This window comes from Paenibacillus mendelii (genome assembly GCF_024498075.1).
Classification (GTDB): Bacteria; Bacillota; Bacilli; order Paenibacillales; family Paenibacillaceae; genus Paenibacillus_Z; species Paenibacillus_Z mendelii.
This window is the reverse complement of sequence record NZ_JANHOF010000010.1, coordinates 50202-75454: the sequence shown is the minus strand read 5'-3', so window position 1 is coordinate 75454 and position 25253 is coordinate 50202. Positions and strand designations below refer to the sequence as shown.

28 protein-coding genes and 1 riboswitch are annotated in these 25253 nt (G+C 52.8%); all 28 genes read left to right on the top strand.

What is annotated here, in order from left to right:
• Window positions 1-44 precede the first annotated feature (44 nt).
• Window positions 45-638 (top strand): low molecular weight protein arginine phosphatase, encoded by a 594-nt coding sequence (locus tag NNL21_RS24735; protein WP_309145354.1) that lies wholly within the window; start codon window positions 45-47, stop codon window positions 636-638.
• A 54-nt stretch (window positions 639-692) separates the two neighbouring features.
• A riboswitch (ZMP/ZTP riboswitch) is annotated at window positions 693-775 on the top strand.
• A 120-nt stretch (window positions 776-895) separates the two neighbouring features.
• Entirely contained in the window at window positions 896-1354 is a 459-nt protein-coding gene (gene rpiB / locus NNL21_RS24730; RefSeq protein ID WP_204820094.1) for a ribose 5-phosphate isomerase B, read from the top strand.
• A gap of 11 nt (window positions 1355-1365) precedes the next feature.
• On the top strand, window positions 1366-1998 hold the full coding sequence (locus NNL21_RS24725; protein ID WP_204820216.1) for a TIGR01440 family protein: 633 nt from the start codon (window positions 1366-1368) through the stop codon (window positions 1996-1998).
• Window positions 1999-2124: 126 nt separating this feature from the next.
• Window positions 2125-3372: a serine hydroxymethyltransferase gene (glyA, locus tag NNL21_RS24720; RefSeq protein WP_204820093.1), complete on the top strand. Its 1248-nt coding sequence runs from the start codon at window positions 2125-2127 to the stop codon at window positions 3370-3372.
• A gap of 270 nt (window positions 3373-3642) precedes the next feature.
• Window positions 3643-4755, top strand: coding sequence for a UCP032817 domain-containing protein (locus tag NNL21_RS24715; RefSeq protein WP_204820092.1), 1113 nt, complete (start codon window positions 3643-3645; stop codon window positions 4753-4755).
• Between the two features lie 200 nt (window positions 4756-4955).
• The gene (gene upp, locus NNL21_RS24710; protein ID WP_204820091.1) at window positions 4956-5585 is read left to right on the top strand and encodes a uracil phosphoribosyltransferase; all 630 of its coding nucleotides are present in this window, start codon (window positions 4956-4958) and stop codon (window positions 5583-5585) included.
• 24 nt (window positions 5586-5609) lie between these two features.
• The gene (gene wecB / locus NNL21_RS24705) at window positions 5610-6758 is read left to right on the top strand and encodes a non-hydrolyzing UDP-N-acetylglucosamine 2-epimerase (RefSeq protein ID WP_305880944.1); all 1149 of its coding nucleotides are present in this window, start codon (window positions 5610-5612) and stop codon (window positions 6756-6758) included.
• A 189-nt stretch (window positions 6759-6947) separates the two neighbouring features.
• On the top strand, window positions 6948-7172 hold the full coding sequence (locus NNL21_RS24700) for an AtpZ/AtpI family protein (protein WP_204820090.1): 225 nt from the start codon (window positions 6948-6950) through the stop codon (window positions 7170-7172).
• Window positions 7165-7533 (top strand): ATP synthase subunit I, encoded by a 369-nt coding sequence (locus NNL21_RS24695; protein ID WP_204820089.1) that lies wholly within the window; start codon window positions 7165-7167, stop codon window positions 7531-7533. The genes NNL21_RS24700 and NNL21_RS24695 overlap by 8 nt, the downstream gene beginning before the upstream one ends.
• A 21-nt stretch (window positions 7534-7554) precedes the next feature.
• Window positions 7555-8310 (top strand): F0F1 ATP synthase subunit A, encoded by a 756-nt coding sequence (gene atpB, locus NNL21_RS24690; protein WP_204820088.1) that lies wholly within the window; start codon window positions 7555-7557, stop codon window positions 8308-8310.
• 110 nt (window positions 8311-8420) lie between these two features.
• The gene (gene atpE / locus NNL21_RS24685; protein WP_204820087.1) at window positions 8421-8633 is read left to right on the top strand and encodes a F0F1 ATP synthase subunit C; all 213 of its coding nucleotides are present in this window, start codon (window positions 8421-8423) and stop codon (window positions 8631-8633) included.
• Between the two features lie 96 nt (window positions 8634-8729).
• Window positions 8730-9212, top strand: a complete 483-nt coding sequence (gene atpF, locus NNL21_RS24680) for a F0F1 ATP synthase subunit B (protein ID WP_204820086.1) — start codon at window positions 8730-8732, stop codon at window positions 9210-9212.
• The gene (locus NNL21_RS24675) at window positions 9209-9757 is read left to right on the top strand and encodes a F0F1 ATP synthase subunit delta (RefSeq protein WP_204820085.1); all 549 of its coding nucleotides are present in this window, start codon (window positions 9209-9211) and stop codon (window positions 9755-9757) included. The genes atpF and NNL21_RS24675 overlap by 4 nt, the downstream gene beginning before the upstream one ends.
• A 16-nt stretch (window positions 9758-9773) precedes the next feature.
• On the top strand, window positions 9774-11288 hold the full coding sequence (gene atpA / locus NNL21_RS24670; RefSeq protein ID WP_204820084.1) for a F0F1 ATP synthase subunit alpha: 1515 nt from the start codon (window positions 9774-9776) through the stop codon (window positions 11286-11288).
• 63 nt (window positions 11289-11351) lie between these two features.
• Window positions 11352-12215, top strand: coding sequence for an ATP synthase F1 subunit gamma (atpG, locus tag NNL21_RS24665; RefSeq protein ID WP_305880943.1), 864 nt, complete (start codon window positions 11352-11354; stop codon window positions 12213-12215).
• 139 nt (window positions 12216-12354) lie between these two features.
• A complete protein-coding gene (gene atpD / locus NNL21_RS24660; RefSeq protein WP_204820083.1) occupies window positions 12355-13773 on the top strand; it encodes a F0F1 ATP synthase subunit beta in 1419 nt (472 codons plus the stop codon).
• Between the two features lie 24 nt (window positions 13774-13797).
• Window positions 13798-14199, top strand: coding sequence for a F0F1 ATP synthase subunit epsilon (locus NNL21_RS24655; RefSeq protein ID WP_204820082.1), 402 nt, complete (start codon window positions 13798-13800; stop codon window positions 14197-14199).
• A 552-nt stretch (window positions 14200-14751) separates the two neighbouring features.
• Complete coding sequence (locus NNL21_RS24650; RefSeq protein ID WP_204820081.1) at window positions 14752-15123, top strand: NADH-quinone oxidoreductase subunit A; 372 nt, start codon at window positions 14752-14754, stop codon at window positions 15121-15123.
• On the top strand, window positions 15108-15626 hold the full coding sequence (locus tag NNL21_RS24645) for a NuoB/complex I 20 kDa subunit family protein (protein ID WP_204820080.1): 519 nt from the start codon (window positions 15108-15110) through the stop codon (window positions 15624-15626). The genes NNL21_RS24650 and NNL21_RS24645 overlap by 16 nt, the downstream gene beginning before the upstream one ends.
• The gene (locus NNL21_RS24640; protein WP_204820079.1) at window positions 15623-16720 is read left to right on the top strand and encodes an NADH-quinone oxidoreductase subunit C; all 1098 of its coding nucleotides are present in this window, start codon (window positions 15623-15625) and stop codon (window positions 16718-16720) included. Before NNL21_RS24645 ends, NNL21_RS24640 begins: the two co-directional genes overlap by 4 nt.
• Before the next feature lie 6 nt (window positions 16721-16726).
• Window positions 16727-17827, top strand: coding sequence for an NADH-quinone oxidoreductase subunit D (locus tag NNL21_RS24635; RefSeq protein ID WP_204820078.1), 1101 nt, complete (start codon window positions 16727-16729; stop codon window positions 17825-17827).
• Complete coding sequence (gene nuoH / locus NNL21_RS24630; protein ID WP_204820077.1) at window positions 17827-18840, top strand: NADH-quinone oxidoreductase subunit NuoH; 1014 nt, start codon at window positions 17827-17829, stop codon at window positions 18838-18840. Before NNL21_RS24635 ends, nuoH begins: the two co-directional genes overlap by 1 nt.
• A gap of 14 nt (window positions 18841-18854) precedes the next feature.
• Complete coding sequence (gene nuoI, locus NNL21_RS24625) at window positions 18855-19319, top strand: NADH-quinone oxidoreductase subunit NuoI (RefSeq protein WP_204820076.1); 465 nt, start codon at window positions 18855-18857, stop codon at window positions 19317-19319.
• Window positions 19312-19827, top strand: coding sequence for an NADH-quinone oxidoreductase subunit J (locus NNL21_RS24620; protein ID WP_204820075.1), 516 nt, complete (start codon window positions 19312-19314; stop codon window positions 19825-19827). The genes nuoI and NNL21_RS24620 overlap by 8 nt, the downstream gene beginning before the upstream one ends.
• Window position 19828: 1 nt before the next feature.
• Window positions 19829-20131 carry an NADH-quinone oxidoreductase subunit NuoK gene (gene nuoK, locus NNL21_RS24615; RefSeq protein ID WP_204820074.1) on the top strand — a complete coding sequence of 101 codons (303 nt, stop codon included), beginning with the start codon at window positions 19829-19831 and terminating at the stop codon, window positions 20129-20131.
• Between the two features lie 6 nt (window positions 20132-20137).
• Window positions 20138-22009 (top strand): NADH-quinone oxidoreductase subunit L, encoded by a 1872-nt coding sequence (nuoL, locus tag NNL21_RS24610; protein ID WP_204820073.1) that lies wholly within the window; start codon window positions 20138-20140, stop codon window positions 22007-22009.
• A complete protein-coding gene (locus tag NNL21_RS24605) occupies window positions 22009-23619 on the top strand; it encodes a complex I subunit 4 family protein (protein WP_204820072.1) in 1611 nt (536 codons plus the stop codon). Before nuoL ends, NNL21_RS24605 begins: the two co-directional genes overlap by 1 nt.
• Before the next feature lies 1 nt (window position 23620).
• A complete protein-coding gene (locus tag NNL21_RS24600) occupies window positions 23621-25186 on the top strand; it encodes an NADH-quinone oxidoreductase subunit N (protein ID WP_256555457.1) in 1566 nt (521 codons plus the stop codon).
• Window positions 25187-25253 lie beyond the last annotated feature (67 nt).

Genomic DNA, 25253 nt, shown 5'->3' with positions numbered 1-25253 from the left:
CTATGGTGCGCACCTATTTGTTATAGAAGGAGCGAAAGGCCGCTATGACTGATTTGAAACGAATATTGTTCGTATGTACCGGCAATACATGCCGTTCGCCAATGGCTGAAGCCATGCTTATGGAGCGCTCGCGCAATCTTGGACTGGAGCTGGAGGTCCGATCAGCAGGCGTATCAACTGTGGACGGGCTGCCGGTGTCCGAGAATGCCAGAACGGCGCTGCAGCGCCGGAACATTCCTCATCCCCAAGGCTCAAGTGCCCTTGACGGGGGAATGGTCGGTTGGGCTGATCTCGTGCTCACGATGACAACAAGTCACAAAAAGCATTTGCTGCAGCGGTTTCCCGGAGCGGTGGATAAAACCTTTACCTTGAAGGAATATGTGGATAGGGACGTAGCGGTTTTAGCCGATATTGCCGAACTGGAAACCTTATATACGGAATGGCATATGAAGCAGGCACTCGGCCAGCAGCTTTCAGCTGAGGAGAGAGACCGCTTAATTGAGCTGGAGCAGCGAATTCCGGGCTTTGATATCGCAGATCCTTTCGGAGGCCCGATTGGCCTTTATGAGAGCTGCGCAGATGAAATTGAGCAGGCGCTGAATAAACTTCTGAAGAAGCTGGATGAGCATGGAAATTAACGTTATCGATTGATTTTCACGCTTCTATCCGGTATGATAGGTACAATTAAAGACGGTTTCCGATGTGACTGGCGACGAAAGTGGATCAAACCACGGTGGAGCATCGGATCATACGGCCGGTCGCCTGGGCAAAGAGCAGCGTGCATATAGCACGTCTTGCTCTTTTTTCGTCTTTTTACGCTAATGGGGTATAATGGAACCATCGTGATTCGACATTATCCGTCCTCGCGGGCGGACCATTCGGGAGGTTTACTTCGATGAAAATCGCTATTGGCGCCGATCACGCCGGCTACCGGCTGAAAGACGAAATCGTACCTTTTCTAAAGAAGCTTGGACATGAAATCGAAGATGTGGGCTGCAATTGCGAGCAATCCGTCGATTATCCGGATTATGCGCTTCCGGTTTGCGACCTGGTTACGCAGGGGAAGGCAGACCGCGGCATATTGATTTGCGGAACCGGTATCGGCATGTCGATCGCCGCGAATAAAGTACATGGAATCCGTTGTGCGCTCGTGCATGATATGTTCTCTGCACAAGCGACGCGCGAGCATAACGACACGAACGTGCTGGCTATGGGCGAGCGGGTAATCGGACCTGGGCTTGCGCAAGAAATCGTACGCATCTGGTTGGACACCCCGTTCTCGGGCGGCGAGCGCCACATCGGGCGCATTAACAAAGTGATGCGTATCGAATCGGCCGACTCGGTTCAATCTTAAGGACGGCTATGATGGACGACCAACTATTAATCTCAGCGATTGCGCGTGATGTGGAACAGGTCGTACGTGAGCTCGCGGATGCGGCCAAACTTCGTACCGGCCAGCTGCTCGTTGTAGGTGTAAGCACGAGCGAGGTGCTAGGGCAGCGAATTGGCACGTCAGGAACCCTGGAGACGGCGGAGGCTATATTCGCAGGTATCCACGCGGTACGCAAAGAAATCGGCTTCTCTCCGGTGTTCCAATGCTGCGAGCACTTGAACCGGGCACTCGTTATGGAACGCGAGGCGGCGGAACGGTATAATCTTGAGCTGGTATCGGCCATTCCCGCACCGAAGGCGGGCGGCTCCATGGCTGCATATGCGTACAGGCATCTGCAGGATGCTTGCTTAACGGAGTCGGTGCATGCCCATGCCGGTCTCGATATCGGGGATACCTTTATCGGCATGCATCTGCGTCGTGTCGCAGTGCCGCTTCGGTCTTCGATCAAATCGATCGGCGGAGCTCACCTGACGATGGCGTATACGCGGCCGAAGCTGATCGGCGGAGAACGGGCGGTGTATACGCTCGAAGCGGCAGGAGCTCCTGCGCCAATACACAGTCCGGCTCCGGGAAGTCCGGAGGCACCCGGCGGAACCTGCGACTAGCGTGCAGCCCAAAGAATAGATGAATATGCAGTAGGATTGGCTAAAACCACGCCTGACAGTCAGCTTGCGGTTATGAGGCTGGCCTGGCGCTGACATATTGGACACCACTAAGGAGGATATTAAACCATGGAAAATTTGCGTAAACAAGACCCGGAATTGATGAAGGCACTCGATCTTGAGCTCCAGCGCCAGCGCGACAATATTGAGCTGATCGCATCCGAGAACATCGTTTCTGAAGCGGTGCTTGAAGCGATGGGCACCGTACTGACGAATAAATATGCAGAAGGCTATCCGGGCAAGCGTTATTATGGCGGCTGCGAGCATGTTGATATCGCCGAAGATATCGCGCGCAATCGTGCCAAAGAGTTATTCGGCGCAGAACATGTGAACGTTCAGCCGCACTCCGGCGCGCAAGCAAACATGGCCGTATACTTGGCAGCGCTCAAGCCTGGCGATACTGTACTGGGCATGAACCTCGCGCACGGCGGTCACTTGACGCACGGCAGCCCTGTTAATGCATCGGGCATTCTCTATAACTTCGTGGCTTATGGCGTTGACGAGAATACGTTTACGATCAATTATGATGAAGTGCGCAAGGCGGCATTCAAACACCGCCCCCGCATGATCGTAGCCGGCGCTTCCGCTTACCCGCGCATTATCGATTTCGAGAAGCTGGGTCAAATTGCTAACGATGTAGGCGCACTGTTCTTCGTCGATATGGCGCATATCGCAGGTTTGGTTGCTGCGGGTCTTCACCCGAATCCAGTGCCGCATGCCCACTTCGTGACGACGACAACGCACAAGACGCTTCGCGGACCGCGCGGCGGCATGATCCTGTGCCGCAAAGCTTGGGCGCAGGCGATCGACAAGGCCGTGTTCCCTGGATCCCAAGGCGGACCGCTTATGCACATTATTGCTGCTAAAGCAGTTTCGTTCGGCGAGGCGCTTCAACCATCATTCAAAACATATGCCCAGAATGTCGTCGACAACGCTAAGGTATTATCCGAAGCGCTGATCGCGCAAGGAATCAACCTCGTATCCGGCGGTACCGATAACCATCTGATGCTGATTGACCTGCGCAACCTGAACATCACGGGTAAAGACGCCGAGCATGTGCTGGACAGCGTTCAAATCACGGCGAATAAGAATGCGATTCCGTTTGATCCGACAAGCCCGTTCATTACGAGCGGCATTCGGATCGGTACTCCTGCAGCTACATCCCGCGGGATGGGTACAGAAGCCATGAAGACGATTGCCGAAGTCATTGCCATGACACTTAAGAATCCGAATGATGAAACCATCTTGGCCAAAGCGCGCGGTATGGTACAAGACTTGACTGCACAGTATCCGCTCTACCCAGCATTGAAATACTAATTGCCCTAGCCTCCAGTAACTAGCGGAGGACGAGCGTTCACCGCCCTGGATCCATCCTTAACAAAGGATGAACCCGGGGCGGTTTTTAGTTTATCCACAGAATATCAATAGTTGTGCATAGGTTGTGGATAAAACTGTGTATAAGCTGGACAAGCTGGAAGTTCTTCTTATCCTTGTTTAAAAGATCGCTAAAATTTACACGAAACGGCAGAAGTGCGCATCTTCTTCATGGTATGCTTAGAGCAGACAACGATAAGTAGGTGATCAAGCATGGATGGAGCTTTCGGAAGTTTGTTAGTTGTTGCCATCATCATTGGCATTGTCGTCATGTTCATCCAGCGTTCGAATAGGCAGCAGAGGGAAGGCCGCAGCGGCCGTTCATCAACAGGCTCCTACCGTAAGCCTTCGGCAGGCAGACCTGCGGCTTCATCAAGCCAGCCGCCAGCAGCATTAGGCGTTCCGCAGGGGCATCCAGCCCGGCAAGCGGCCGAACGTCTGGAATACGCCCTAACGGCCGATTTTGAAGCCAGGGTGAAGGATCGTGTACTGAAGAATGAACCCGGTATGGGAGAGAGAGACTGGCAGTGGCGATGGTTTGAGCTGAAAAGATATTTTCTGATGTGCGGCGTGCTTCGGAATGTTCCCATGTACAGCGCCAAGGTGGACGATGTATGGCATGAAATGCTGATGTTTACATGGGAGTATGAGCAGTTCTGCAAAAATTTCTGCAGCTCGTTTATCCATCATGCGCCGCATGCACCGGGAGCGAAAGCGGATCCTGCAGACCGTGCTTGGTTCGATTGGGTTTACGGCGAGCTGTTTACCATCTTGCCGGCAAGCGCGAAGCTCTGGGGGGCATTCTATCGAACGCCGCTTGCCCGGGAGCGAATCGAGGAGCTGGAGCTCGCTCTGGAGCAGGAGCTGTTCGCGCGCCGCTTCAATACGAAAGCGGCCGAGGCATATCCGGATTTGAACAGCACGGCTGCTTATCTCATCGAACGCGGACGCAGGCTTGCTTCTGACGCAAGAAACGGGGCGGAGAAGGGGACGTCTTACGAAGATCCCTACCGCAATAACGGGATGTTGAACGATCCCATGATAATGACAGGGGTCTTATCGGGCGCATTGTTCTTCTCTTCCATGGGCTCTGCCGACGACTTTGACCGTCAGATGGAGGAAGCTCAGACAGAGGCTCAGCGGCAGGTCAATGGCGGCAGCGGAGGATCGGCCTCGGGCTGCGGAAGTTATGGCGATAGTGACAGTGACCATGATTCCGGCGGAAACGACGGCTCTTCCTGCAGCGGCTCCGGGGATAGCGGCGGTGGTGGCTCCTCATGCAGCTCTGGCGGAGGCGGGGGATGCGGCGGCGGATGCAGCAGCTAAGCCGCTCCAAAAGAAAGTTCTTGACGGATAGGGGGTTGTTCCGAAATAATGGGACTGCCCTTTTTTTGCGAGAAAATCGGAAAAAGAAGTGAAGTTGTGCAAAATAGAAACATCCGGTGCTATAATAAATAAGATTGTGTATCAATCGTAAACATGGAAGTCGCACGTCCGCGATCAAGCTTCCCCAGGAGGACGATACTTTGAGCAAATTGACCATTTGCGATCACCCGCTAATTCAGCATAAGCTGACATTCATCAGAGACAAGAACACGAACACCAAGGACTTCCGCGAGCTGGTTGATGAAGTCTCGACCTTAATGGCGTATGAAATTACGAGAGATCTTCCGCTGCAAACCATTCCCGTGACGACTCCCGTTACGGAAGCGCAGGGTAAAGTCATTTCCGGGCGGATGCTCGGCATTGTGCCTATTCTCCGCGCCGGACTTGGAATGGTGGAAGGCATGCTGAAGCTGATTCCGTCCGCCAAGGTTGGCCATATCGGACTGTTCCGCGACCCAGAGACATTTATTCCAGTGGAGTACTACGTCAATTTGCCAACGGACGCGACTGAGCGTCTGCTCATCGTCATTGATCCGATGCTGGCGACTGGCGGCTCGGCGAACGCTGCGATCGAGACGCTTAAGCAGAGAGGCTGCACACAAATTAAGCTGATGTGCTTAATTGCTGCGCCTGAAGGAGTTAAGGCCGTACAAGAGGCCCATCCCGATGTCGACGTCTACATTGCCGCGCTTGACGAGTGCTTGAATGACCACGGCTATATTGTACCGGGTCTCGGCGATGCCGGGGACCGGATGTACGGCACCAAATAACGCGTTTCATAGGAGTGACAAAGATTGGCTAAACTGAAAGTGATGACGATATTCGGCACCCGCCCGGAGGCGGTTAAGATGGCGCCTCTAGTTCTTGAGCTGCAGAAATATGAAGCTGATATTCAACCCATTGTTTGCGTAACGGCGCAGCATCGCCAAATTCTGGATCAGGTTCTCGACTTTTTCGAAATCGTACCGAATTATGATTTGAATGTCATGAAGGATCGTCAGACACTTACGGAAACGACGGTTCGTGTGCTGGAGGGACTTGATCCGGTGCTTCGCGAGTCGAAGCCGGATATCGTGCTGGTTCACGGCGATACACAGACGACGTTTTTGGCGAGCTATGCTGCCTTCCTGCAGCAAATTCAAGTTGGACATGTTGAGGCAGGCTTGCGTACGTGGAATAAGCTCTCCCCGTATCCGGAGGAGATGAACCGCCAGCTGGCCGGCGTGCTCTCTGATGTGCATTTTGCGCCTACCGAACGCTCGGCAGACAACCTGCGTAGTGAGAACAAAGCGGAAGCCTCCATCTATGTCACAGGCAATACAGCGACAGATGTATTCCAGTACACAGTAGATCCTTCCTTCTCACATCCGGTCATCGAATGGGCGCGCGGTAAAAGACTGATTCTGATGACGGCTCATCGCCGCGAAGCGCTCGGAGAGCCGCATCGGAATATCTTCCGCGCCGTGAAGCGTATTGCAGATGAGTTCGAGGACGTGGCGTTCGTATACGCCGTGCATCCGAACCCGGCCGTACGCGAGCCTGCTAATGAAATATTGGGCGACCATCCAAGGATCAAGCTGATTGACCCGCTCGACGTATTCGAATTCCACAACTTCTACCCGCATTCGTACATGATTATGACGGATTCGGGAGGCTTGCAGGAAGAAGCGCCATCGTTCGGAGTGCCGGCGCTTGTGCTGCGCGACACGACGGAGCGCCCTGAAGGCATTGAGGCGGGAACGCTTGAACTGGTAGGCACGGAGGAAGAGAATGTTTACGAACGAGCCCGCGCGTTGTTGACGGATGCGGCGCTCTATGAACGGATGAGCCAGGCAGCTAATCCTTATGGCGATGGACAAGCATCTGTTCGGATTGTACAAGCCATCCTGCATCATTTTGGAAGGCGTACGGAACGTCCAAGCCTGTTCACACAACGTTCATAAGTTGCCGCCTGAAGAGGGCAAATCGCAAACATTACAGCATACAGTGGTACTGTACGGTTGGTAAATATGAGAAAGCCAGAGATATCAAGGGTTTGGAGCCGCTTGTTCACGGAATGTTTTATTTTAAGTGAATTGACAAACCTTCCTTTGCTCCGATAAAATGTATGAGGATTGACAGGGGTAAAAACCATGACACAAAAGAGCAATGGAGATAACCCGTGGCGTACGCTAGCCATGGTCGGAGCCTTAGGTTTCGATGTCGCAATCTGCACCGTGCTCGGCCTATTCTTGGGCAAGTGGCTTGGCGGCGGATCGCCGGGATGGATCATTTTCGGCGTGCTTTTCGGTCTGGCTGCCGGAATCTTCACAGCCATCCTCATTGTCAAGAAAGCCTTGGAGGACACCGATGGATGAAGTGATGAAGAAGGCAACCCGGGCGGCTCTGTTGTTTGCGGCGTGCTGCCTGCTCGTCTGGGCCGTTGTGCCGGAATGGCGCACCATAGCTGCCGGTTTGGTATTGGGCTTGGCTGCGAGCTTGTCGAATACGTTTCTGCTTCGCAGAAGAGTGGATTGGATGGGGAAGGTGGTAACTGAGCTAGGACCTCGGAAGATGGGCCTTGGCTTGGCAGGACGATTAGCGACTATTCTGCTTGTCGTTATGGTTGCCAAGAAGTACCCGGAACAATTCAGCCTGCCGTCGACATTGATTGCATGCTTCCTCATGCCCTTTGTAACATTGGCATACGCCTATTTTTTGAACAAACGAAATTTGTAGCGGAAAGGGGTGAAATACGGTATGCATTTATTTCCAGAGCTTAACGTCGGTGGCTTGACCATTGATATTTCGTCTTTCATCGCCATTACGGTTTCCGTGATCATCACGTTTGTACTGGCAAGACTGGCGGTGCGCAACCTGTCGGTCGATAATCCGTCCAGAATGCAGAACTTTCTGGAATGGGTTGTTGATTTCGTTCACAACACGATTGCTAGTACGATGCCGCTTAGCAAGGTAAAGCCTTACATTAATCTCGGCATGACGCTTATCATGTTTATCTTCATCTCCAACTTGCTGGGTCTTCCGTTCGGTATTGTGACGGAGACGCACTCAGTCAATGAAACGCTGGGCATTACGCAGGCTGATCTTGACAAGCACGGCGGGCATGTGGAAATCGCGTGGTGGAAATCACCGACAGCTGACCTTGCTGTTACGGCAGGTCTTGCATTGATCGTCTTTGGACTCGTGCATTTCTTGGGTCTGAAGCTGAACCGCAAGCATTACTTTAAACACTATTTCGAGCCTTACCCGATCTTCTTCCCGCTCAACATTATCGAGGAGTTAGCGAAACCGCTCACATTGGCGCTGCGGCTCTATGCGAACATCTTCGCGGGTGAGATTCTGATCGCCACGATTCTGATGCTAGGTTGGGTCGGAACACCATTCCTGATCGCATGGCAAGGCTTTAGCCTATTCGTAGGTGCCATTCAAGCTTTCTTGTTCACAATCCTCACCATGGTTTACATTTCCAAGACGACTGTGCACGAGGAGCATTAATACCGTGTTGACCCGAATGGAACAAGCGGTATAACCGCGATTTCAGTTGGGATAAGGCATACGATTCACACAAATACAAAACTTTTACATTTTTGAGGAGGATTTTAACAATGGAAGTATTGGCAGCAGCAGTTGCAGTTGGTTTGGGCGCCCTTGGTGCAGGTATTGGTAACGGTCTGATCGTCAGCAAAACAGTAGAAGGTATCTCTCGTCAACCAGAGCTTGCAGGTAAACTGCAAACAACGATGTTTATCGGCGTTGGTATCGTCGAGGTTGTTCCGATTATCGGCGTTGTAATCGGCTTCCTGGCGTTCTTTAGCTAATAGACCCGTAATAACGAATCATGGCGGGGAAGGCCTTAGCCCTCCACGCCTTCGTTTTGATTAAGAGGATACTGGGAACAGGAAGGAGCTGCATCTATGTCCCTCCATTGGGAATCGACAGTTTATGCGATTATCGCTTTCGGAATACTGTACTGGCTGTTGAGCAAATATGCGTTCGGGCCGTTACTGAGCATCATGGAGAAGCGCAGATTGCTTGTCCTTGAACAGATGGATTCGGCGGAAGCAAGCCGCAAGCAAGCGGCACAGCAATTGGAAGAACAAAAGCTTGCGCTTCAGCAAGCGCGTAAGGAAGCATACGACATTATCGAGCAGGCTAAGCTTACCAGCGTGAAGCAAGCTGATGAGATCGTACAAGCAGCGAAATCCGAAGCTAACCGTGTCAAGGAAAATGCTGTTCAAGATATTACGAGTGAAAAGAATAAAGCGATTGCTGCGCTCCGCAGCGAAGTGAGCGGCATGTCCGTTCAAATCGCATCCAAAATCATCGAGAAGCAAATCGACGAGAAGTCACAAGAGCAGCTTGTTGACCAATACTTGAAAGAGGTTGGAAGCAAATGAGCCGCGATAGCGCAGTAGCGAAACGCTACGCAAAAGCGCTGTTCGACATTGCGCAGGAGCAGAACATTATCGCAGACGTCGAGCAGCAGCTGAAACTCGTCGTGGAGGCGCTCGAGGGAGATGCCGAAATACGCAAGTTTCTCGGGTTGCCGAATATTAGCGTAACGAAAAAAATTGCGCTTATTAATGGCGTTCTATCAAACAAAGTATCTGCGGTCGTCCTGCGTACGATCGAGGTCCTCATTGAACGTGGCCGTCAGGACGCGCTGAGCGGTGTTTATGCCTCGTATACGAAAGTAGCGGGCGAAGCGCTGGGCAAGTCGCACGCCACTGTCTATACCGCTAAACGTTTGTCGGCTGCAGAGCTGACCAATGTAGAAGCAACCTTCGGAACGCTTGCAGGCAAGCGGATCGAAGCAGAGCAAGTCGTGGAACCATCTTTGCTCGGCGGTGTGCAGGTGCGCATCGGCGACCGTCTGTATGACGGCAGCTTGTCCGGCAAGTTGGCACGTCTGGAAAAAGCGTTGAAATCTCAAGCACTGTAGATAGGGGTGAGCGGAATTGAGTATCAGACCTGATGAAATCAGCACGCTGATTAAACAACAGATCGAACAATTTAAATCCGAGATTCAAGTCGTCGATGTCGGTACGGTCATCCAGGTCGGTGACGGTATTGCTCGTGTACACGGATTAGAGAACGCAATGGCGGGCGAACTTCTCGAGTTCGCGAACGGCGTTGTCGGTATGGCCCTCAACTTGGAGGAAAGTAACGTTGGTGTCGTTATTATGGGACCTTACACAGGTATCCGCGAAGGCGACCAAGTTAAAAGAACCGGCCGCATTATGGAAGTACCAGTAGGTGAAGCTCTACTTGGCCGCGTCGTGAATGCACTGGGTGAGCCGGTTGACGGCAACGGTCCGATCGCAACGACCGAATCGCGTCCTGTAGAATCTCCAGCTCCGGGCGTTATGGCCCGTAAATCCGTTTTCGAGCCGATGCAAACCGGTATTAAAGCAATCGACGCCATGATTCCAATCGGCCGCGGCCAACGGGAACTTATCATTGGCGACCGTCAAACAGGTAAGACCCAAATCGCAATCGATACAATTGTCAACCAAAAGGGCAATGGCGTTATCTGTATCTATGTTGCAATCGGACAGAAGCAATCTACGGTTCGTACCGTTGTTGAATCCTTGCGTAAGCAGGGCGCAATGGACTACACGATCGTCGTAACGGCGAGCGCATCCGAGCCATCCCCATTGCTGTACATTGCTCCTTATACGGGCTGCTCGATGGGTGAGTACTTCATGTACAACGGCAAACACGTTGTCATCATTTACGACGATCTTTCCAAACAAGCTGCAGCATACCGTGAGCTTTCCTTGCTGCTGCGCCGTCCTCCAGGTCGGGAAGCTTATCCTGGTGACGTCTTCTACTTGCATTCCCGTCTACTCGAGCGTGCAGCGAAGCTGAACGACGAACTCGGCGGCGGTTCGATGACCGCGTTGCCGTTTATCGAGACGCAAGCAGGCGATATCTCAGCTTATATCCCAACCAACGTTATCTCCATTACGGACGGTCAGATCTTCCTTGAGTCCGATCTATTCTACTCAGGCCAACGTCCAGCGGTTAACGTAGGTAACTCCGTATCCCGTGTCGGCAGCTCGGCTCAAACGAAGGCAATGAAGAAAGTTGCCGGTACGCTCAAGACTGACTTGGCTCAATATCGCGAGCTGGCCGCATTCGCCCAGTTCGGTTCCGATCTCGATAAAGTAACACAATCCCGTTTGAATCGCGGGGAGAGAACACTGGAAATTCTGAAGCAGGGCATTAACCAGCCGCTGCCGGTAGAACGCCAAGTCGTTTCCCTCTACATCGTGACCAAAGGGCATGCAGATGTTATTCCGGTGCAGGACATTCGCCGTTTCGAAGCCGAATTCCTTGCCTACGTGGATGCGAACAAGCCTGAAATCTTCGCTTCCATCCGCGATACCAAAGATTTGAACTCCGACAATGAGAAAGTATTGATTGAAGCCATCAACAACTTCAAAAAAGGCTTCTCAGCATCGGTTTAATAACGCGGAATAGAGCCGGGTTTGCCTTTCGTGTCAAACCCGGCAATAAGGTGGTGACAACGATTGGCTAAGGGAATGCGCGAAATCAAACGCCAGATTAAGAGCAAACAGAATACGAAGCAGATTACGAAGGCGATGGAGATGGTTGCGGCAGCCAAGCTTAAGCGGGCGCAGGATGCAGCCATTGCCGCAAGACCGTATACCGATACGATCAGGGAAGTGGTTGCAAGTATCGCTTCCGGTGCCGGCAACGTGAAACATCCCATGTTGCAAAGCCGCGAAATTAAGCGGACGGCTTATCTGGTCATCACTTCGGACCGCGGGCTCGCGGGCGGTTACAATGTAAACGTACTTCGCAAAGTGTCGATTGCACTGAAAGAGAATCACAAGTCGGCGGCCGAGTATGACATCTTTGTCATCGGACGCAAAGGCCGTGACTACTTTACTCGCCGCAATATTGCGCTTTCGGAAGAAGCCACGGGTTTATCGGATTCGCCGAAATTCTCCGACATCAAGAGCATTGCTGCTAAAGCAGTGCGCGGATTTGAAGAAGGAGCCTATGACGAGCTGTATCTCGTATACAACCAGTTCCAGAATGCAATGATGCAAATTCCTGTCCTTAAACGGCTGCTTCCGTTGGATCAGCTGCAATCAGACGGGGGTAATAAAGTTGATTACGAATACGAACCGAACCCGGAAGAAGTGTTGAACGTGCTGCTGCCTAAATATGCAGAAACCGTCATTTACAGCGCGCTTCTGGAGAGTAAGGCAAGTGAGTTCGGCGCTCGCATGACGGCAATGGGTAATGCGACGAAGAATGCGACGAAGATGATCTCTGGTCTGACATTAACGTACAATCGTGCGCGTCAAGCGGCAATCACGCAAGAAATCTCGGAGATTGTCAGCGGAGCGAATGCACAGAATTAATAGTAAGCAATGTTCGGATTGCATAAACCGGCCTTTAGCATTATAAACGTGGTTTATGCAATCGAAGCGAGTTATGCTGCGACTGAGAAGAATCAGCAGGCAGCGGCATAACCTCACAATACAGTTAGGAGGGACCCCAATGAGCAACGGGCGCGTTGTCCAGGTAACTGGACCGGTTGTCGATATCGTATTCGACAATGGTCATTTACCGGACATCATGAATGCGATAAAAATTGAAAAAAAAGCTCAAGACGCGAATGAACGCGACATTAGTTTGACCGTCGAAGTGGCCACTCACCTTGGCGACAACATGGTACGCTGCGTCGCGATGTCGTCCACGGACGGCCTCGTAAGAGGTACAACAGCAGTTGACACTGGAGGACCTATTACAGTACCGGTAGGCCCTGCAACTCTAGGTCGTGTGTTTAACGTATTGGGTGACCCGATCGACAACAACGGCGATGTAGACCGCTCGATCGCGAATCCGATTCACCGTCAAGCACCTCCTTTCGAGGAACTGTCCACCCAGCAAGAAATGCTGGAAACCGGCATTAAAGTCATCGACTTGATGGCTCCTTACTCCAAGGGCGGTAAAATTGGTCTCTTCGGCGGCGCGGGTGTTGGTAAAACCGTAACGATGCAAGAGTTGATTCACAATATCGCACAAGAGCACGGCGGTATTTCCGTATTCGCCGGTGTAGGCGAGCGGACCCGTGAAGGTAACGACTTGTACCACGAGATGAGCGAATCCGGCGTTATCGCCAAAACGGCGATGGTATTCGGACAGATGAACGAGCCACCGGGCGCGCGTCTTCGCGTAGCGTTGACCGGCTTGACGATGGCGGAATATTTCCGTGACGCTGAAGGCCGTGACGTGCTTCTGTTCATCGATAATATTTTCCGTTTCACTCAAGCGGGCTCCGAGGTTTCGGCCCTTCTCGGCCGTATGCCTTCCGCGGTAGGTTACCAGCCGACGCTGGCAACTGAGATGGGACAATTGCAAGAGCGTATTACTTCGACTAAAAAAGGCTCCGTTACATCGATTCAAGCGATCTATGTACCAGCCGATGACTATACAGACCCGGCTCCAGCAACGGCGTTTGCCCACTTGGACGCAACGACCAACTTGGAGCGTAACATCGCGGCTATGGGTATCTTCCCAGCCGTTGACCCACTGGCTTCTTCTTCCCGGATTTTGACGCCAGAGATTTTGGGCGAAGAGCATTATCAAGTTGCACAAGGCGTTAAGAAGCTTCTTCAACGTTATAAAGAGCTTCTTGATATCATTGCGATTCTCGGTATGGATGAATTGTCCGAGGAAGACAAGCTGATCGTGCTTCGCGCTCGCCGGATTCAATTGTTCCTGTCCCAGCCGCTTCACGTTGCGGAAGCATTCAACGGCATGCCAGGTCTTTCTGTACCTGTCAAAGACACTGTCCGCAGCTTCAAGGAAATTCTTGAAGGGAAGCATGACGATCTTCCGGAACCGGCATTCCATAACGTCGGATCGATTGAAGGCGCAATCGAGAAGGCTAAACAGCTTGCTCAAGGATTGTAATTCGCCGTTAATGGAGGTATCCGCATGAGCACCTTTTTATTGGAAATCGTTACTCCTGAGCGTAAAGTCTACGCTGAGAATGTCAATATGGTTATCGTCAAAGGCGTAGAAGGTGAGATGGGTATCCTACCCCATCACGTTCCGCTTGTAACGCCATTGAAGATTGCACCGGTTACAATCAAGCAAGATCGCGCGACCCATGTGATCGCCGTCAACGGCGGTTTCTTGGAAATCCGCAAAGACAAAGTCGTCATCTTGGCCGAAAGCGCCGAGCTGCCGGATGATATTAACGTAGAACGCGCACAAGCTGCCAAACAGCGTGCCGAACAGCGTTTGTCCGGCAAGAACGACGAGTACGATTACCGCCGCGCTGAGCTTGCGCTCCAGCGGGCGATGAACCGTCTGAACATCAAGAGCGGGATCTAATGAATTCGATGAAGCACCGTTATGCTACTGCATAACGGTGCTTTTGTGTTTTCTCTCAAGGGCGGCAGAGCTAGGGGGGCGTTGATCGGCCTCTTAAGCGCAGTTGTTCTCGGTTTGCTTGTCTATAAGGGAAGTCTGTATCTCAAACTAGGCACCCAGGCGAACAATGTTAGAAGTACCTCCGATGTGCTCGGGGCATCGGCTGGTAGGGGGCCTTTGTGAACGCTGCCACGTCTGTCTGTCGTATGGAAAGAACATTCACGCTTAAGTATAGGTAACCATTTTATTGAGCATAAGCCTATAGACCTCCCTTCTGCAATGTGCGATAGAGATTTTTTGGTTTCCGGACGATTAAGACTCGAGAAGCGATCGGACTGGACCGGACGCTGTAGAGGCTCTCAATTTAAACGAACTGCCTGCCCGCAGAGCGGGAAGCGCATTCAATCCATCATAGACGGAAGTGGTAGGTTTTGTTATAATTGTGAGTGAATTTTGTCCTAGTGGCGTGACCCCTGATCCCGCCCGAATATCGATGCGCACGGAGGCGATTGTATGGAGAAATACATCAACAACTACGTGATTGTAACGATCTTCATTCTGCTTGGCATCCTTCTACCGGTGGTCGCTCTGACTGTAGGCCGTTTGCTTCGGCCGAACAAGCCGACGGAGGAGAAGAAAACAACTTACGAAAGCGGCAATGAACCGGTGGGGGACGGCCAGATCCGCTTTAACGTGCGCTACTACTTGTTTGCGCTCATGTTTGTGATCTTTGATATCGAAACCGTTTTCCTATATCCATGGGCCGTTGCGTACAAGCAGCTCGGCCTTTTTATTCTTGTCGAAATGGCGATCTTCGTCGGCTTGTTGTTGATCGGACTCATCTACGCCTGGAAAAAGAAGGTGCTGAAATGGAATTCAATCTAGAATCAGTTACACCGGAAGAACGGCGGGAATTGGAACGCAACGTATTTATGGGCACGCTTGAGGAGCTGAAGGCTTGGGCGCGCAGCAACTCCCTATGGCCGCTGACATTCGGACTGGCTTGCTGTGCCATTGAGATGATGGGCACTGGCGCATCGCACTACGATTTGGATCGGTTCGGGGTTATCTTCCGCACCTCCCCTCGTCAATCGGATGTTATGATCGTTGCGGGTACCGTTACGAAGAAGATGGGCCCGCTGTTGCGAAGGCTGTATGATCAGATGCCGGAGCCGAAGTGGGTCATTGCCATGGGCTCGTGCGCAACGGCGGGTGGTCCCTATGTGAAGTCCTATGCGGTTATGAAGGGCGTCGATCAGATCGTGCCGGTAGACGTGTACATACCTGGCTGTCCTCCCAACCCTGCTGCGCTCATCTATGGCATTAATAAGCTGCAGGAGAAGATCCGCTATGAGGCGAAGACCGGAAAGCGGGTGACGAACCGATGAGCGAGGAACAGGACAAGGATAAGGAGCTTCTCGGCAAGCAGAAGGACGACTCTGTTAAGGCTGAGTCTTCTACGGCTGAGAAAGCGGAGGCTGCCGCGTCCCAGGCACTGGACCCGGAGAAGGGATCGTCAGCTTCAGTACCGGGTCAGCCGGATCAACAGGAGGCCAAGGCCGCCGGAGATGAACGCATACTACCGGAGTCAGGAGAAGCGCATGAACAGTCGGTCGTTTCGGAACAACCGGCAGCAAATCCGGAACGGGAAGCCAAGCTGAAGGCGGCTGCGGAGGCACGGGCGGCAAGAGCTGAATTAAAAGTAAGCGCTGCAACACCTTCCCAGCAGCAGAGTGATGCTCCTGCTGAAGAAGGCAGCTCACCTGCGGTCAATCCGGAACGCGAAGCGAAGATGAAGGCAGCAGCGGAAGCGCGTGCTGCCAGAGCTGCGGCCAAAGCGGCTGCAGAAGGTGGTGAGCCCGCCGCTGCGCCCGGCGATGCCGTGGGAAGCGACCCTGAGCGCGAAGCCAAGCAGAAGGCGGCAGCGGAAGCGCGTGCGGCCAGAGCGGCAGCCAAGGCAGCCTCCGAGGCCGCAGAGGCCCCTGCTGAACCGAAGCCACCGTCGCCGAAGCAGCCGCAGCTCGACGAGACGGTCGAGCTGGTACGTTCATTGATCTCCGAGCAAGCAGTCGAGGAAGCATACATAAATGAATTGAACGATCACATGCCGATTATCGTCGTAGGCCGCGATCACTGGCAGGCAACCGCCAATCTGCTGCGGACGCACGATAGGCTGCAGTATGGATACCTGCGCAACGTATCCGGCATCGACTTCGAGACGCATATGGAGGTCGTATATCACCTCGTGTCCATCGAGACGAAGCGTGAGCTTGCCGTGAAGCTGCGAGCGGATCGCGAGGCTCCATCGGTTCCTTCCGCGACACCGGTATGGGCTACGGCGAATTGGAACGAACGGGAAATCTACGACCTGCTTGGCGTGGATTTTCCTGGCCATCCCGATATGCGGCGCATCATGATGCCGGATGAATGGGTAGGCCATCCCCTGCGCAAAGATTATGAACCACTGGACCCGGAGGTGTGACAAGCCGTGATTCGCACTGAAGAACTGCTGCTTAACGTCGGCCCACAGCACCCGAGCACGCACGGCGTATTCCGCATCATCGTCAAGCTGGACGGTGAAGTCATTAAAGAGGCCATTCCGGTCATGGGGTACTTGCACCGGGGCACGGAGAAGCTTGCGGAGAACTTGAACTATACCCAGATCATTCCGTATACCGACCGGATGGACTACGTATCCGCGATGACGAGCAACTATGTTCTCTGCCATGCGGTGGAGACGTTAATGGGACTCGAGATTCCAGAGCGCGCCGACTTCATGCGGCTGATCGTCATGGAGCTGCAGCGCGTAGCGAGCCATCTCGTCTGGTGGGGCACTTATTTACTCGATATCGGAGCAATGAGTCCGTTTCTGTACGCGTTCCGCGACAGAGAAATAATTATTGATCTATTTAATGAGCTGTGCGGTGCGCGCCTTACCTACAACTATATGCGTGTAGGCGGGGTCAAGTGGGATGCGCCTGAGGGCTGGATCGACAAGGTGCGCGAGTTTATTCCTTATATGGAAACGAAGCTGGTGGAATACGATAATCTGGTCAGCGGAAACGAGATTTTTCTGGCACGCATCAAGAATGTCGGGCAATACGATGCGCAGACGGCGATTGATTACGGGTTGTCAGGCGCGAATCTGCGCTGCACCGGCGTTGATTGGGATTTACGCAAAGTGAAGCCGTACAGCTTATACAACCGGTTCGAGTTCGATGTTCCGCTTGGTAAGCGAGGCGATTGCTTCGACCGCTATCTGATCCGGCTTGAAGAAATCCGTCAGTCTTTGCGCATTCTGAAGCAGGCTGTAGAGCAGTTTCCTTCTTCAGGCGATACGATGGGCAAAGTGCCGCGCGTGATCCGGCCGCCAGCCGGCGAAGTCTATGTCAGCATCGAATCGCCCCGCGGCGAAATCGGCTGCCACATCGTTTCCAAGGGCAAGGCGGAGCCGTATCGGCTGAAATTCAGACGTCCGTCTTTCGTTAACCTCCAGATACTGCCGAAACTGCTTGTTGGTGAAACCATGACCAACCTCATTACGATTCTAGGCGGCATTGACATTGTCGTTGGAGAGGTGGACTGCTGATGGGTTCCTGGCTGGACGAAACGCTAACATGGGGCAACACCCTTATCTTTGCCTTATGGGGTATTATCCTGCTTGTGCTGGTTCTTGGCTTTGTCACCTATGCGATTTACTTCGAGCGAAAAGTCATTGGTTGGATGCAGCTGCGGATCGGTCCCAACCGGGTAGGCCCACTCGGCCTGCTGCAGACGGTAGCGGATATAACCAAGCTGCTTATTAAAGAAGACACGATTCCGCGTAAAGCGGATCGGGTGCTTTTCATTCTCGCGCCTGCGCTTGCTTATGTACCCGCATTCGGTGTTCTTGCGGTCATCCCATACACGAATGAATTATATTTCGCTGATATTAATGTCGGGCTGCTCTATTATGTTGCACTCTCGGGCATTACGACAATTGCCATCGTTTTGGGCGGCTGGGCTTCGAACAACAAGTATGCGCTGCTGGGCGGCATGCGGTCGGCTGCTCAGATGATCAGCTATGAAGTACCGCTGGTTATTTCCGTGGTCGGTGTTATTATGGTATCGGGTACGATGAACCTCCGTTCAATCGGCGAACAGCAGGGTGACTGGTTCTGGCAGTGGAATTTTCTCCCTCAGATCATCGGCTTCGTCGTCTTCATTATAGCGGCCGTCTCGGAGCTTAACCGGACGCCGTTCGACTTGCCGGAGGCGGAATCGGAGCTTGTTGCCGGTTATCACGTGGAATACAGCGGCTTCCGCTTTGCGTTCTTCATGTTGACCGAATATGTTTATGTTTACGCTATTGCGGCATTAACGACGGTACTGTTTCTCGGCGGATGGCATGCTCCACTAGCGTTCCTCGATTTTGTGCCGGGCATCATCTGGTTCCTCCTCAAGTTTGCCTTCATCGTGTTCTTCCTGTTCTGGTTGAGAGCGACGATGCCGCGAATCCGGATCGACCAGCTGATGGGCATGGGCTGGAAGGTGCTGCTGCCGCTGGCGATTCTAAATGTGTTTATAACGGCTGTCTATCTCGAGCTGTTCATTAAAGGATAACGGAGGGAAAAGGAATGAAGGGTCTCTTAAAAGGGCTTGGCGTCACGCTCAAATCGATGACGGCGAAGAAAATCACCACTTCCTATCCCGACGAACCGTTCGTCATGCCGGACCGCTTCCGCGGGATTCAGCATTTTATACCGGATCAATGCATTGTGTGCAATCAATGTGCACGCGTATGTCCGACCGAATGCATCACGCTGACAGGCAAGCCGAACCCGGATCCGGAGAAAAAAGGGAAGGTCATCGAAACCTTCGACATCAACTTTGAAATATGCATATTGTGCGACCTATGTACGGAGGTTTGTCCAACCGAAGCAATCGTCATGACGAATAATTTCGAGCTGGCATCCTACAGCCGCGATGATTTGTACATGGACATTAACTGGCTGGACAGCAATAACAAGAACGTGCGCAAGGACAACAATAATATCGGTGCTCCCCAAGCGGGGAAGGGGGGCGCTAAGAAAGATGTTTAATGTGTCATTGACAGGTGAGTTCGTCGCGTTCTTCGTCTTCTCCGTGATCATTATAAGCGGTGCGGTGCTCATGGTCAGCTTCACGAAGGTCGTCCATATGGTTGTCTCGCTGGCCGCTGTATTTATCGGTGTTGCCGGCATGTTCGTCCTGCTGAATGCGGAGTTTCTCGCTTTCGTTCAAGTGCTCATCTATGCGGGAGCCGTTTCTATTCTGATGATATTCGGGATTATGATGACGAAGCATCAGGATGTAGAGGCGGAGAAGGGCAGATCCTGGCATGAAGCTTTGGCCGCTGTAGGTGCGCTGGCGCTATTCGGACTTTTATTCTATGCGATCCGCGAGACGGAATTTCCAGTGGCTCAGCCGTTTCAACCCGCCCAGGATAACGCGCTGGAGATCGGCAAGCTGCTGTTCACCGGTTACGTCGTGCCCTTCGAGCTTGTCTCCGTGCTGCTGACTGTTGCGTTTATCGGAGCGATCGTGCTTGCGAAGAAGGAGGCGGAATAAGATGCTATCTTCCTATTTGACGCTAGCCGCAATCCTGTTCTGCATCGGGCTCTACGGCGCGCTGGTCAAACGTAATGCGGTCGTCGTCCTGCTCTCGATCGAATTAATGCTCAATGCGGTCAACCTTAATCTGGTGGCGTTCTCCAAATACGGTGCCGTTCCCTCGCTTACGGGGCAGATGTTTACCCTGTTCACCATAGCGGTTGCTGCTGCCGAGGCGGCTGTCGGAATCGCGGTGCTTATTGCGCTGTTCCGCGCTCGCGGCACGGTCAACGTCGACGAATTCGACGAGATGAGGAGGTAGTCGCACGTGGAAACCGTATTTACGCAATACGCCTGGCTCATCCCGCTTTTTCCACTGGCTGCATTCATCCTGCTAACGTCGTTCGGCCGCAGCTTCAAGGGGCTGGGCGTCATGGTCGGCTCTGCAGCATCGCTCGCGTCACTCGTTCTGGCGCTGCTTGTGCTGTTCGAGCGTATGGGAGAAGGCGTGGAGGATTATCAGGACGGGTTCAAGTGGTTGGATCTGAGTACAATCCAATTGAACATCGGATTCGAAGTTACGAATCTCTCAGCGCTTATGCTGGTTATTGTCACGATCGTTAGCCTTCTAGTGAATGTCTATTCCGCAGGCTACATGAAAAGCGATGAGCGAATAACCGTCTTTTATGGATATATCGCATTATTTACGTTCTCCATGCTGGGCCTTGTCCTTGCGGACAATATGCTTGCGCTCTATATATTCTGGGAGCTGGTCGGGGTCTGCTCGTTCCTGCTCGTCGGCTTCTGGTACCAGAAGCCTGAGGCAAGAGCGGCAGCGAAGAAGGCGTTCATCGTTACACGGATCGGCGATGCCGGTCTGTTGATCGCCATCCTCCTGCTGTTCTGGTATATGCCGAATCATGCTCTTGATTTTGTGAACATCCAGAACGTATTTAACGAACAGACAGGAACGATCGCGGCAGGCATTACGACGCTGATTGCACTGCTTATCTTCGTCGGTGCGGTGGGCAAATCCGGTCAATTCCCGCTTCACGTGTGGCTGCCGGATGCGATGGAAGGACCGACGCCGATCAGCGCGCTCATTCATGCTGCAACAATGGTAGCCGCAGGGGTGTATCTGGTCGCGCGCACATTCGATATTTTTCAAGCCTCGCAAGCGGCGATGGATGTCGTCGCCTATGTAGGTGCCTTTACTGCGATATTCGCAGCAACAATCGGCGTCGCGCAGAATGATATTAAACGAATATTGGCTTTCTCCACCGTCAGCCAGCTGGGCTATATGATGATGGCGCTCGGCCTGGGCTCGTTAACGGGCGGCATCTTTCACCTATTCACGCATGCCTTCTTCAAAGCCTTGCTGTTTCTTGGCGCAGGCAGCGTCATACATGCCGTACATACCCAAAATATTCACGAGATGGGCGGACTCGGCTCCCGAATGCGAATAACGGCCTGGACGTTTGGGATCGGCGCGTTAGCGCTCTCTGGCATCCCGCCGCTCTCGGGCTTCTGGTCCAAGGACGCCATTCTGAACACGGCTCTTCATGAGAATCCGGTATTGTTCGGCGTCGGAGTTGTGGCGGCTTTCTTCACAGCCTTCTATATGTCGCGGCTATTCTTCCTCGTCTTTGCCGGCAGGCCCAAGGGCGAGAAGCAGGCGCATGACTCTTCATGGACGATGACCTTGCCGCTGATCATATTGGCTGTGCTTGCGGTGGTCACCGGTTTTGTGGAGACGCCTTGGAACAATACACTCGGTACATGGCTCTCGGGCGGTACGGAAACCACGCATACCGGCGGCGGCTTGGTGATGGTTATATCCGCAGCCGTTGGTGTACTCGGCATTTATCTCGGCTGGCTCATGTACGTTAAGGGTACAATTGCGCGAGACGCGGTATCCTCTCGTATGCCATGGCTGCTCCGGCTGCTTGAGCGCAAATATTATATCGATGAGCTGTACCAGGTTGTTTTCGTTCGCGGTCTGCGCGGACTCGGTCTGCTGCTGCAAGCTATGGATGACTTCATCATTGATGGCATCGTCCGCTGCGTCGGCGGAGCGGCGGTTCTGCTCGGCAGAGGCGGTACCCGTCTCCAGAACGGACAAGTGCAGACGTATGGCGTGATCACGCTGCTTGGTCTCGTCATTCTGATCGTGGCGATTGCTGGAAGGAGGTTTTGGTAATGCTGGCTGATATTCCGATTTTGTCACTCATTACCTTCTCACCTCTAATCGGCATTCTCGTGCTGCTCCTCCTGCCTAAACAGAACAGCCGATGGCTAAAGGTGACAGCCGTTACAGCGACGCTTATCCCTCTTGCACTCTCTTTATGGCTGTATGCCGATTTTGATGGGACGTTAGGTGGCAAACCTTACAAAGAATCCGTGACCTGGGTCAATGCTGCGCTGAACAAAGAAACAATGCCTGATATTGCATCATATCTATTCAAATTCCAGTATCAAATGGGGATTGACGGGATATCGCTGCCCCTGCTGCTGCTCACTACGATCGTAGCTGTCATGGCAGCGCTCGCTTCCGTCCATGTGAAGAAGCGGTGGAAAGCCTTCTATTTATGGTTTCTACTGCTTGAAATCGGCATGCTCGGCGTGTTTATGGCAAGAGATGTTTTTCTGTTCTTCATCTTTTTCGAGCTCACGCTTATTCCCATGTTCTTCTTAATCGGCATTTGGGGCTTCGGGGGACGCGAGAAGGCGGCCAACCGGTTCCTGATCTACAATGGGATTGGCTCGGCGCTTATGCTTCTTGCCTTCGTGATGCTCGTTATGACTGCAGGTTTCCGGGTGGACCAGGTCGATCAACAGACGCAGCATGTGTATTACAGCGGCAGTTACGAGGTCATTAAAGACAACTTGACAGACCCGGATTCGTTTGTCAACGCGGCTCCCGAAAGTCCGCTCCATATGTCGGATACGATGCGCTGGTCGATCTTTATTCTGCTGTTGATCGCCTTCGGCATCAAGCTGCCGATCTTCCCGTTCCATACCTGGATGCTGCGCGTACATGCGGAGGCGCACCCTGCGATCGTGATGATTCACTCCGGCGTTCTGCTGAAGATGGGCGCGTATGGTCTCCTGCGATTCGGTGTGTTTCTCTTCCCTTCTCAGATGAGAGATTGGGCAACGGTGTTGGCGATCCTGGGTGTCATTAATATCTTGTATGGGGCAGTGCTCGCATTCAGGCAGAAGGAATTTAAGCTCGTACTGGCTTATTCCTCCATCAGCCACATGGGTATCGTGCTGCTCGGTATTGCATCATTGAACGAAATTGGTCTGCAGGGTGCGATGATTCAGCTTGTGTCGCACGGTTTGATTTCGGCGCTGCTGTTCTTAATCGTAGGCAGCCTGCAGGAAAGGACAGGTACGACGGAGCTGGGCGAGCTTGGAGGGCTGGCGCGCAGTCTGCCATTCATGAGCGGCATTCTGCTGACTGCCGGCATGGCTTCGCTTGGACTGCCTGGATTATCCGGTTTTATCGGCGAGTTTCTGTCGCTTCTGGGATTGTTCGACTCAATGAGGGTGCTGACAGCTGTAGCGGTGCTTGGTGTTATTCTAACCGCCGTCTATGTGCTGCGCAGCGTGCTGGCGATTACATTCGGCCCGATGCCGGAGAGGTTCGGCGCTTTGCGGGACGCGCGTCTCGTCGAGGCTGTGCCGATGATTGCTTTGCTCGCCTTCATTATCCTGATCGGGGTCTACCCATCTGTATTGACCGAACCGATGAAGCATGGGTTCGATGCGCTTCTGCAGCAGCTTAACGTGAAGGTGGGGGGATGAGATGAGCGTGGATAACATGGCGCAGCAATCCTTTCTGCCGCTAACCTGGAGCGATGCGATGTATCTCGCCCCGGAATGGATTCTAATCGCATTCATGATCGTGCTTGTCGTGCTGGACTTGGCATTGCCGAGGAGGTCGGGACGAAAGGTTATTGGTTGGTTGACGCTAGCCGGGCTATTGACTTCACTTGGTTTCGTAATCGGGCAGGTCCTCGATATGAACGCCGGAACAGAATGGCCGATCCGGCTGCTCGGCGACAGCTACCGGATCGATGCTTTTGGCAGCTTACTCAAAATCTTGTTCCTATCCGCAACGGCATTGATTGTATTGATGAGTATCGGAACGGTGAAGCGGGAGGACATTCCGGATAAAGGGGAGTTCTACTATCTCCTGCTTCCGGCCGTTACCGGCGCAATGATGATGGCTTCTTCAGGCGATATGATCACGCTCTATGTCGGCTTGGAGCTGCTTAGCATCACAACGTATGTGTTAGTGGGTATTCGCAAGCATTCGGTGAAGTCTGCTGAAGGCGCGTTCAAGTATGTAGTGACGGGCGGGATCTCGTCAGCGCTCTTATTGTTCGGGATGTCATACTTATACGGCTTAACGGGTGCGACCAACCTCGGCGCAATTAAAGATGCGCTTCTGGTGCAAGGCGCGGCGGGGGACATCCAAGAGCTGTTGTACGTATCCTTCTTCCTCATGCTTGCAGGCTTCGGGATTAAGATTGGAGCAGCGCCGTTCCATTTTTGGGCGCCTGATGTGTACCAAGGCGCACCGACGCCGATCACTGCATTTCTTGCTATCGTATCGAAGGCTGCGGCTTTGGCTGTATTATTCCGAATCACATTTAATGTGGTATTTCCCTTATCGAACGCAACCGACATGTACCTCAGTCAGGACATCTTCCTGACCATCCTGGTGTTGGCTGCAGCTGCGATGATTGTAGGTACGACATCGGCTTTAAGACAGCGTAATGCGAAGCGGTTAATGGCTCTATCCGGTGTGGCTAACGCCGGTTATCTACTCGTACCGATTGGTGTTTCGTTCAAAGGTCTGCACATGCAGAATGTCGGCGAGTTCATGTTCTATCTTGCGGCTTACATCCTTATGAATGTCGGCGCGTTCGCCGTGATCTCCGTCGTAAGCAAGGCAACCGGGCATGAAGAGCTGAAAGGGTTTGCCGGCTTATATTATCGGGCACCCTGGACGGCTGCGGCCATGATCGTATTCGTCTTATCGCTAGCCGGGTTGCCGGTAACAGGCGGATTCTTCGGAAAGCTGTTTATTCTGCTGGGTGCGGCACAATCCCAGGCCTATTGGATTGTAGCGATTATGGTGGTAAGCAGCGTCATCTCTTATTATTTCTACTTTGGCATTATTCGGCAGATGTTCATGCGCGGAGGCGGCGATGAAGCCGAGGTTGACATGCCTGCAACCACAGGTGTCGTTGTTTGGCTATGCGCCGTGCTCACCGTAGCGCTTGGTATCGTTCCGGGACCGGTAATCGGCTGGGTGAATGAGCACTTCTCCATCATTCGGGATCTGTTTATAATGAGTCCATAACGATTCGGATTATAGTGTATAAGGAAGGCTGTAAGATGCAGGAATCTGTCACTTAAGGTTGGGAGCG

Bases quoted from the DNA above. Each gene is read 5' to 3' on its own strand.
- NNL21_RS24640 (WP_204820079.1), top strand. From the start codon at position 15,623: ATGAGCGAGGAACAGGACAAGGATAAGGAGCTTCTCGGCAAGCAGAAG.
- NNL21_RS24695 (WP_204820089.1), top strand. From the start codon at position 7,165: ATGGATGAAGTGATGAAGAAGGCAACCCGGGCGGCTCTGTTGTTTGCG.
- NNL21_RS24620 (WP_204820075.1), top strand. From the start codon at position 19,312: ATGTTTAATGTGTCATTGACAGGTGAGTTCGTCGCGTTCTTCGTCTTC.
- atpE (WP_204820087.1), top strand. From the start codon at position 8,421: ATGGAAGTATTGGCAGCAGCAGTTGCAGTTGGTTTGGGCGCCCTTGGT.
- atpD (WP_204820083.1), top strand. From the start codon at position 12,355: ATGAGCAACGGGCGCGTTGTCCAGGTAACTGGACCGGTTGTCGATATC.
- NNL21_RS24725 (WP_204820216.1), top strand. From the start codon at position 1,366: ATGGACGACCAACTATTAATCTCAGCGATTGCGCGTGATGTGGAACAG.
- NNL21_RS24675 (WP_204820085.1), top strand. From the start codon at position 9,209: ATGAGCCGCGATAGCGCAGTAGCGAAACGCTACGCAAAAGCGCTGTTC.
- NNL21_RS24600 (WP_256555457.1), top strand. From the start codon at position 23,621: ATGAGCGTGGATAACATGGCGCAGCAATCCTTTCTGCCGCTAACCTGG.
- NNL21_RS24735 (WP_309145354.1), top strand. From the start codon at position 45: ATGACTGATTTGAAACGAATATTGTTCGTATGTACCGGCAATACATGC.
- NNL21_RS24650 (WP_204820081.1), top strand. From the start codon at position 14,752: ATGGAGAAATACATCAACAACTACGTGATTGTAACGATCTTCATTCTG.
- atpB (WP_204820088.1), top strand. From the start codon at position 7,555: ATGCATTTATTTCCAGAGCTTAACGTCGGTGGCTTGACCATTGATATT.
- glyA (WP_204820093.1), top strand. From the start codon at position 2,125: ATGGAAAATTTGCGTAAACAAGACCCGGAATTGATGAAGGCACTCGAT.
- rpiB (WP_204820094.1), top strand. From the start codon at position 896: ATGAAAATCGCTATTGGCGCCGATCACGCCGGCTACCGGCTGAAAGAC.
- NNL21_RS24715 (WP_204820092.1), top strand. From the start codon at position 3,643: ATGGATGGAGCTTTCGGAAGTTTGTTAGTTGTTGCCATCATCATTGGC.
- NNL21_RS24605 (WP_204820072.1), top strand. From the start codon at position 22,009: ATGCTGGCTGATATTCCGATTTTGTCACTCATTACCTTCTCACCTCTA.
- nuoH (WP_204820077.1), top strand. From the start codon at position 17,827: ATGGGTTCCTGGCTGGACGAAACGCTAACATGGGGCAACACCCTTATC.
- NNL21_RS24645 (WP_204820080.1), top strand. From the start codon at position 15,108: ATGGAATTCAATCTAGAATCAGTTACACCGGAAGAACGGCGGGAATTG.
- NNL21_RS24655 (WP_204820082.1), top strand. From the start codon at position 13,798: ATGAGCACCTTTTTATTGGAAATCGTTACTCCTGAGCGTAAAGTCTAC.
- NNL21_RS24700 (WP_204820090.1), top strand. From the start codon at position 6,948: ATGACACAAAAGAGCAATGGAGATAACCCGTGGCGTACGCTAGCCATG.
- atpF (WP_204820086.1), top strand. From the start codon at position 8,730: ATGTCCCTCCATTGGGAATCGACAGTTTATGCGATTATCGCTTTCGGA.
- nuoK (WP_204820074.1), top strand. From the start codon at position 19,829: ATGCTATCTTCCTATTTGACGCTAGCCGCAATCCTGTTCTGCATCGGG.
- nuoI (WP_204820076.1), top strand. From the start codon at position 18,855: ATGAAGGGTCTCTTAAAAGGGCTTGGCGTCACGCTCAAATCGATGACG.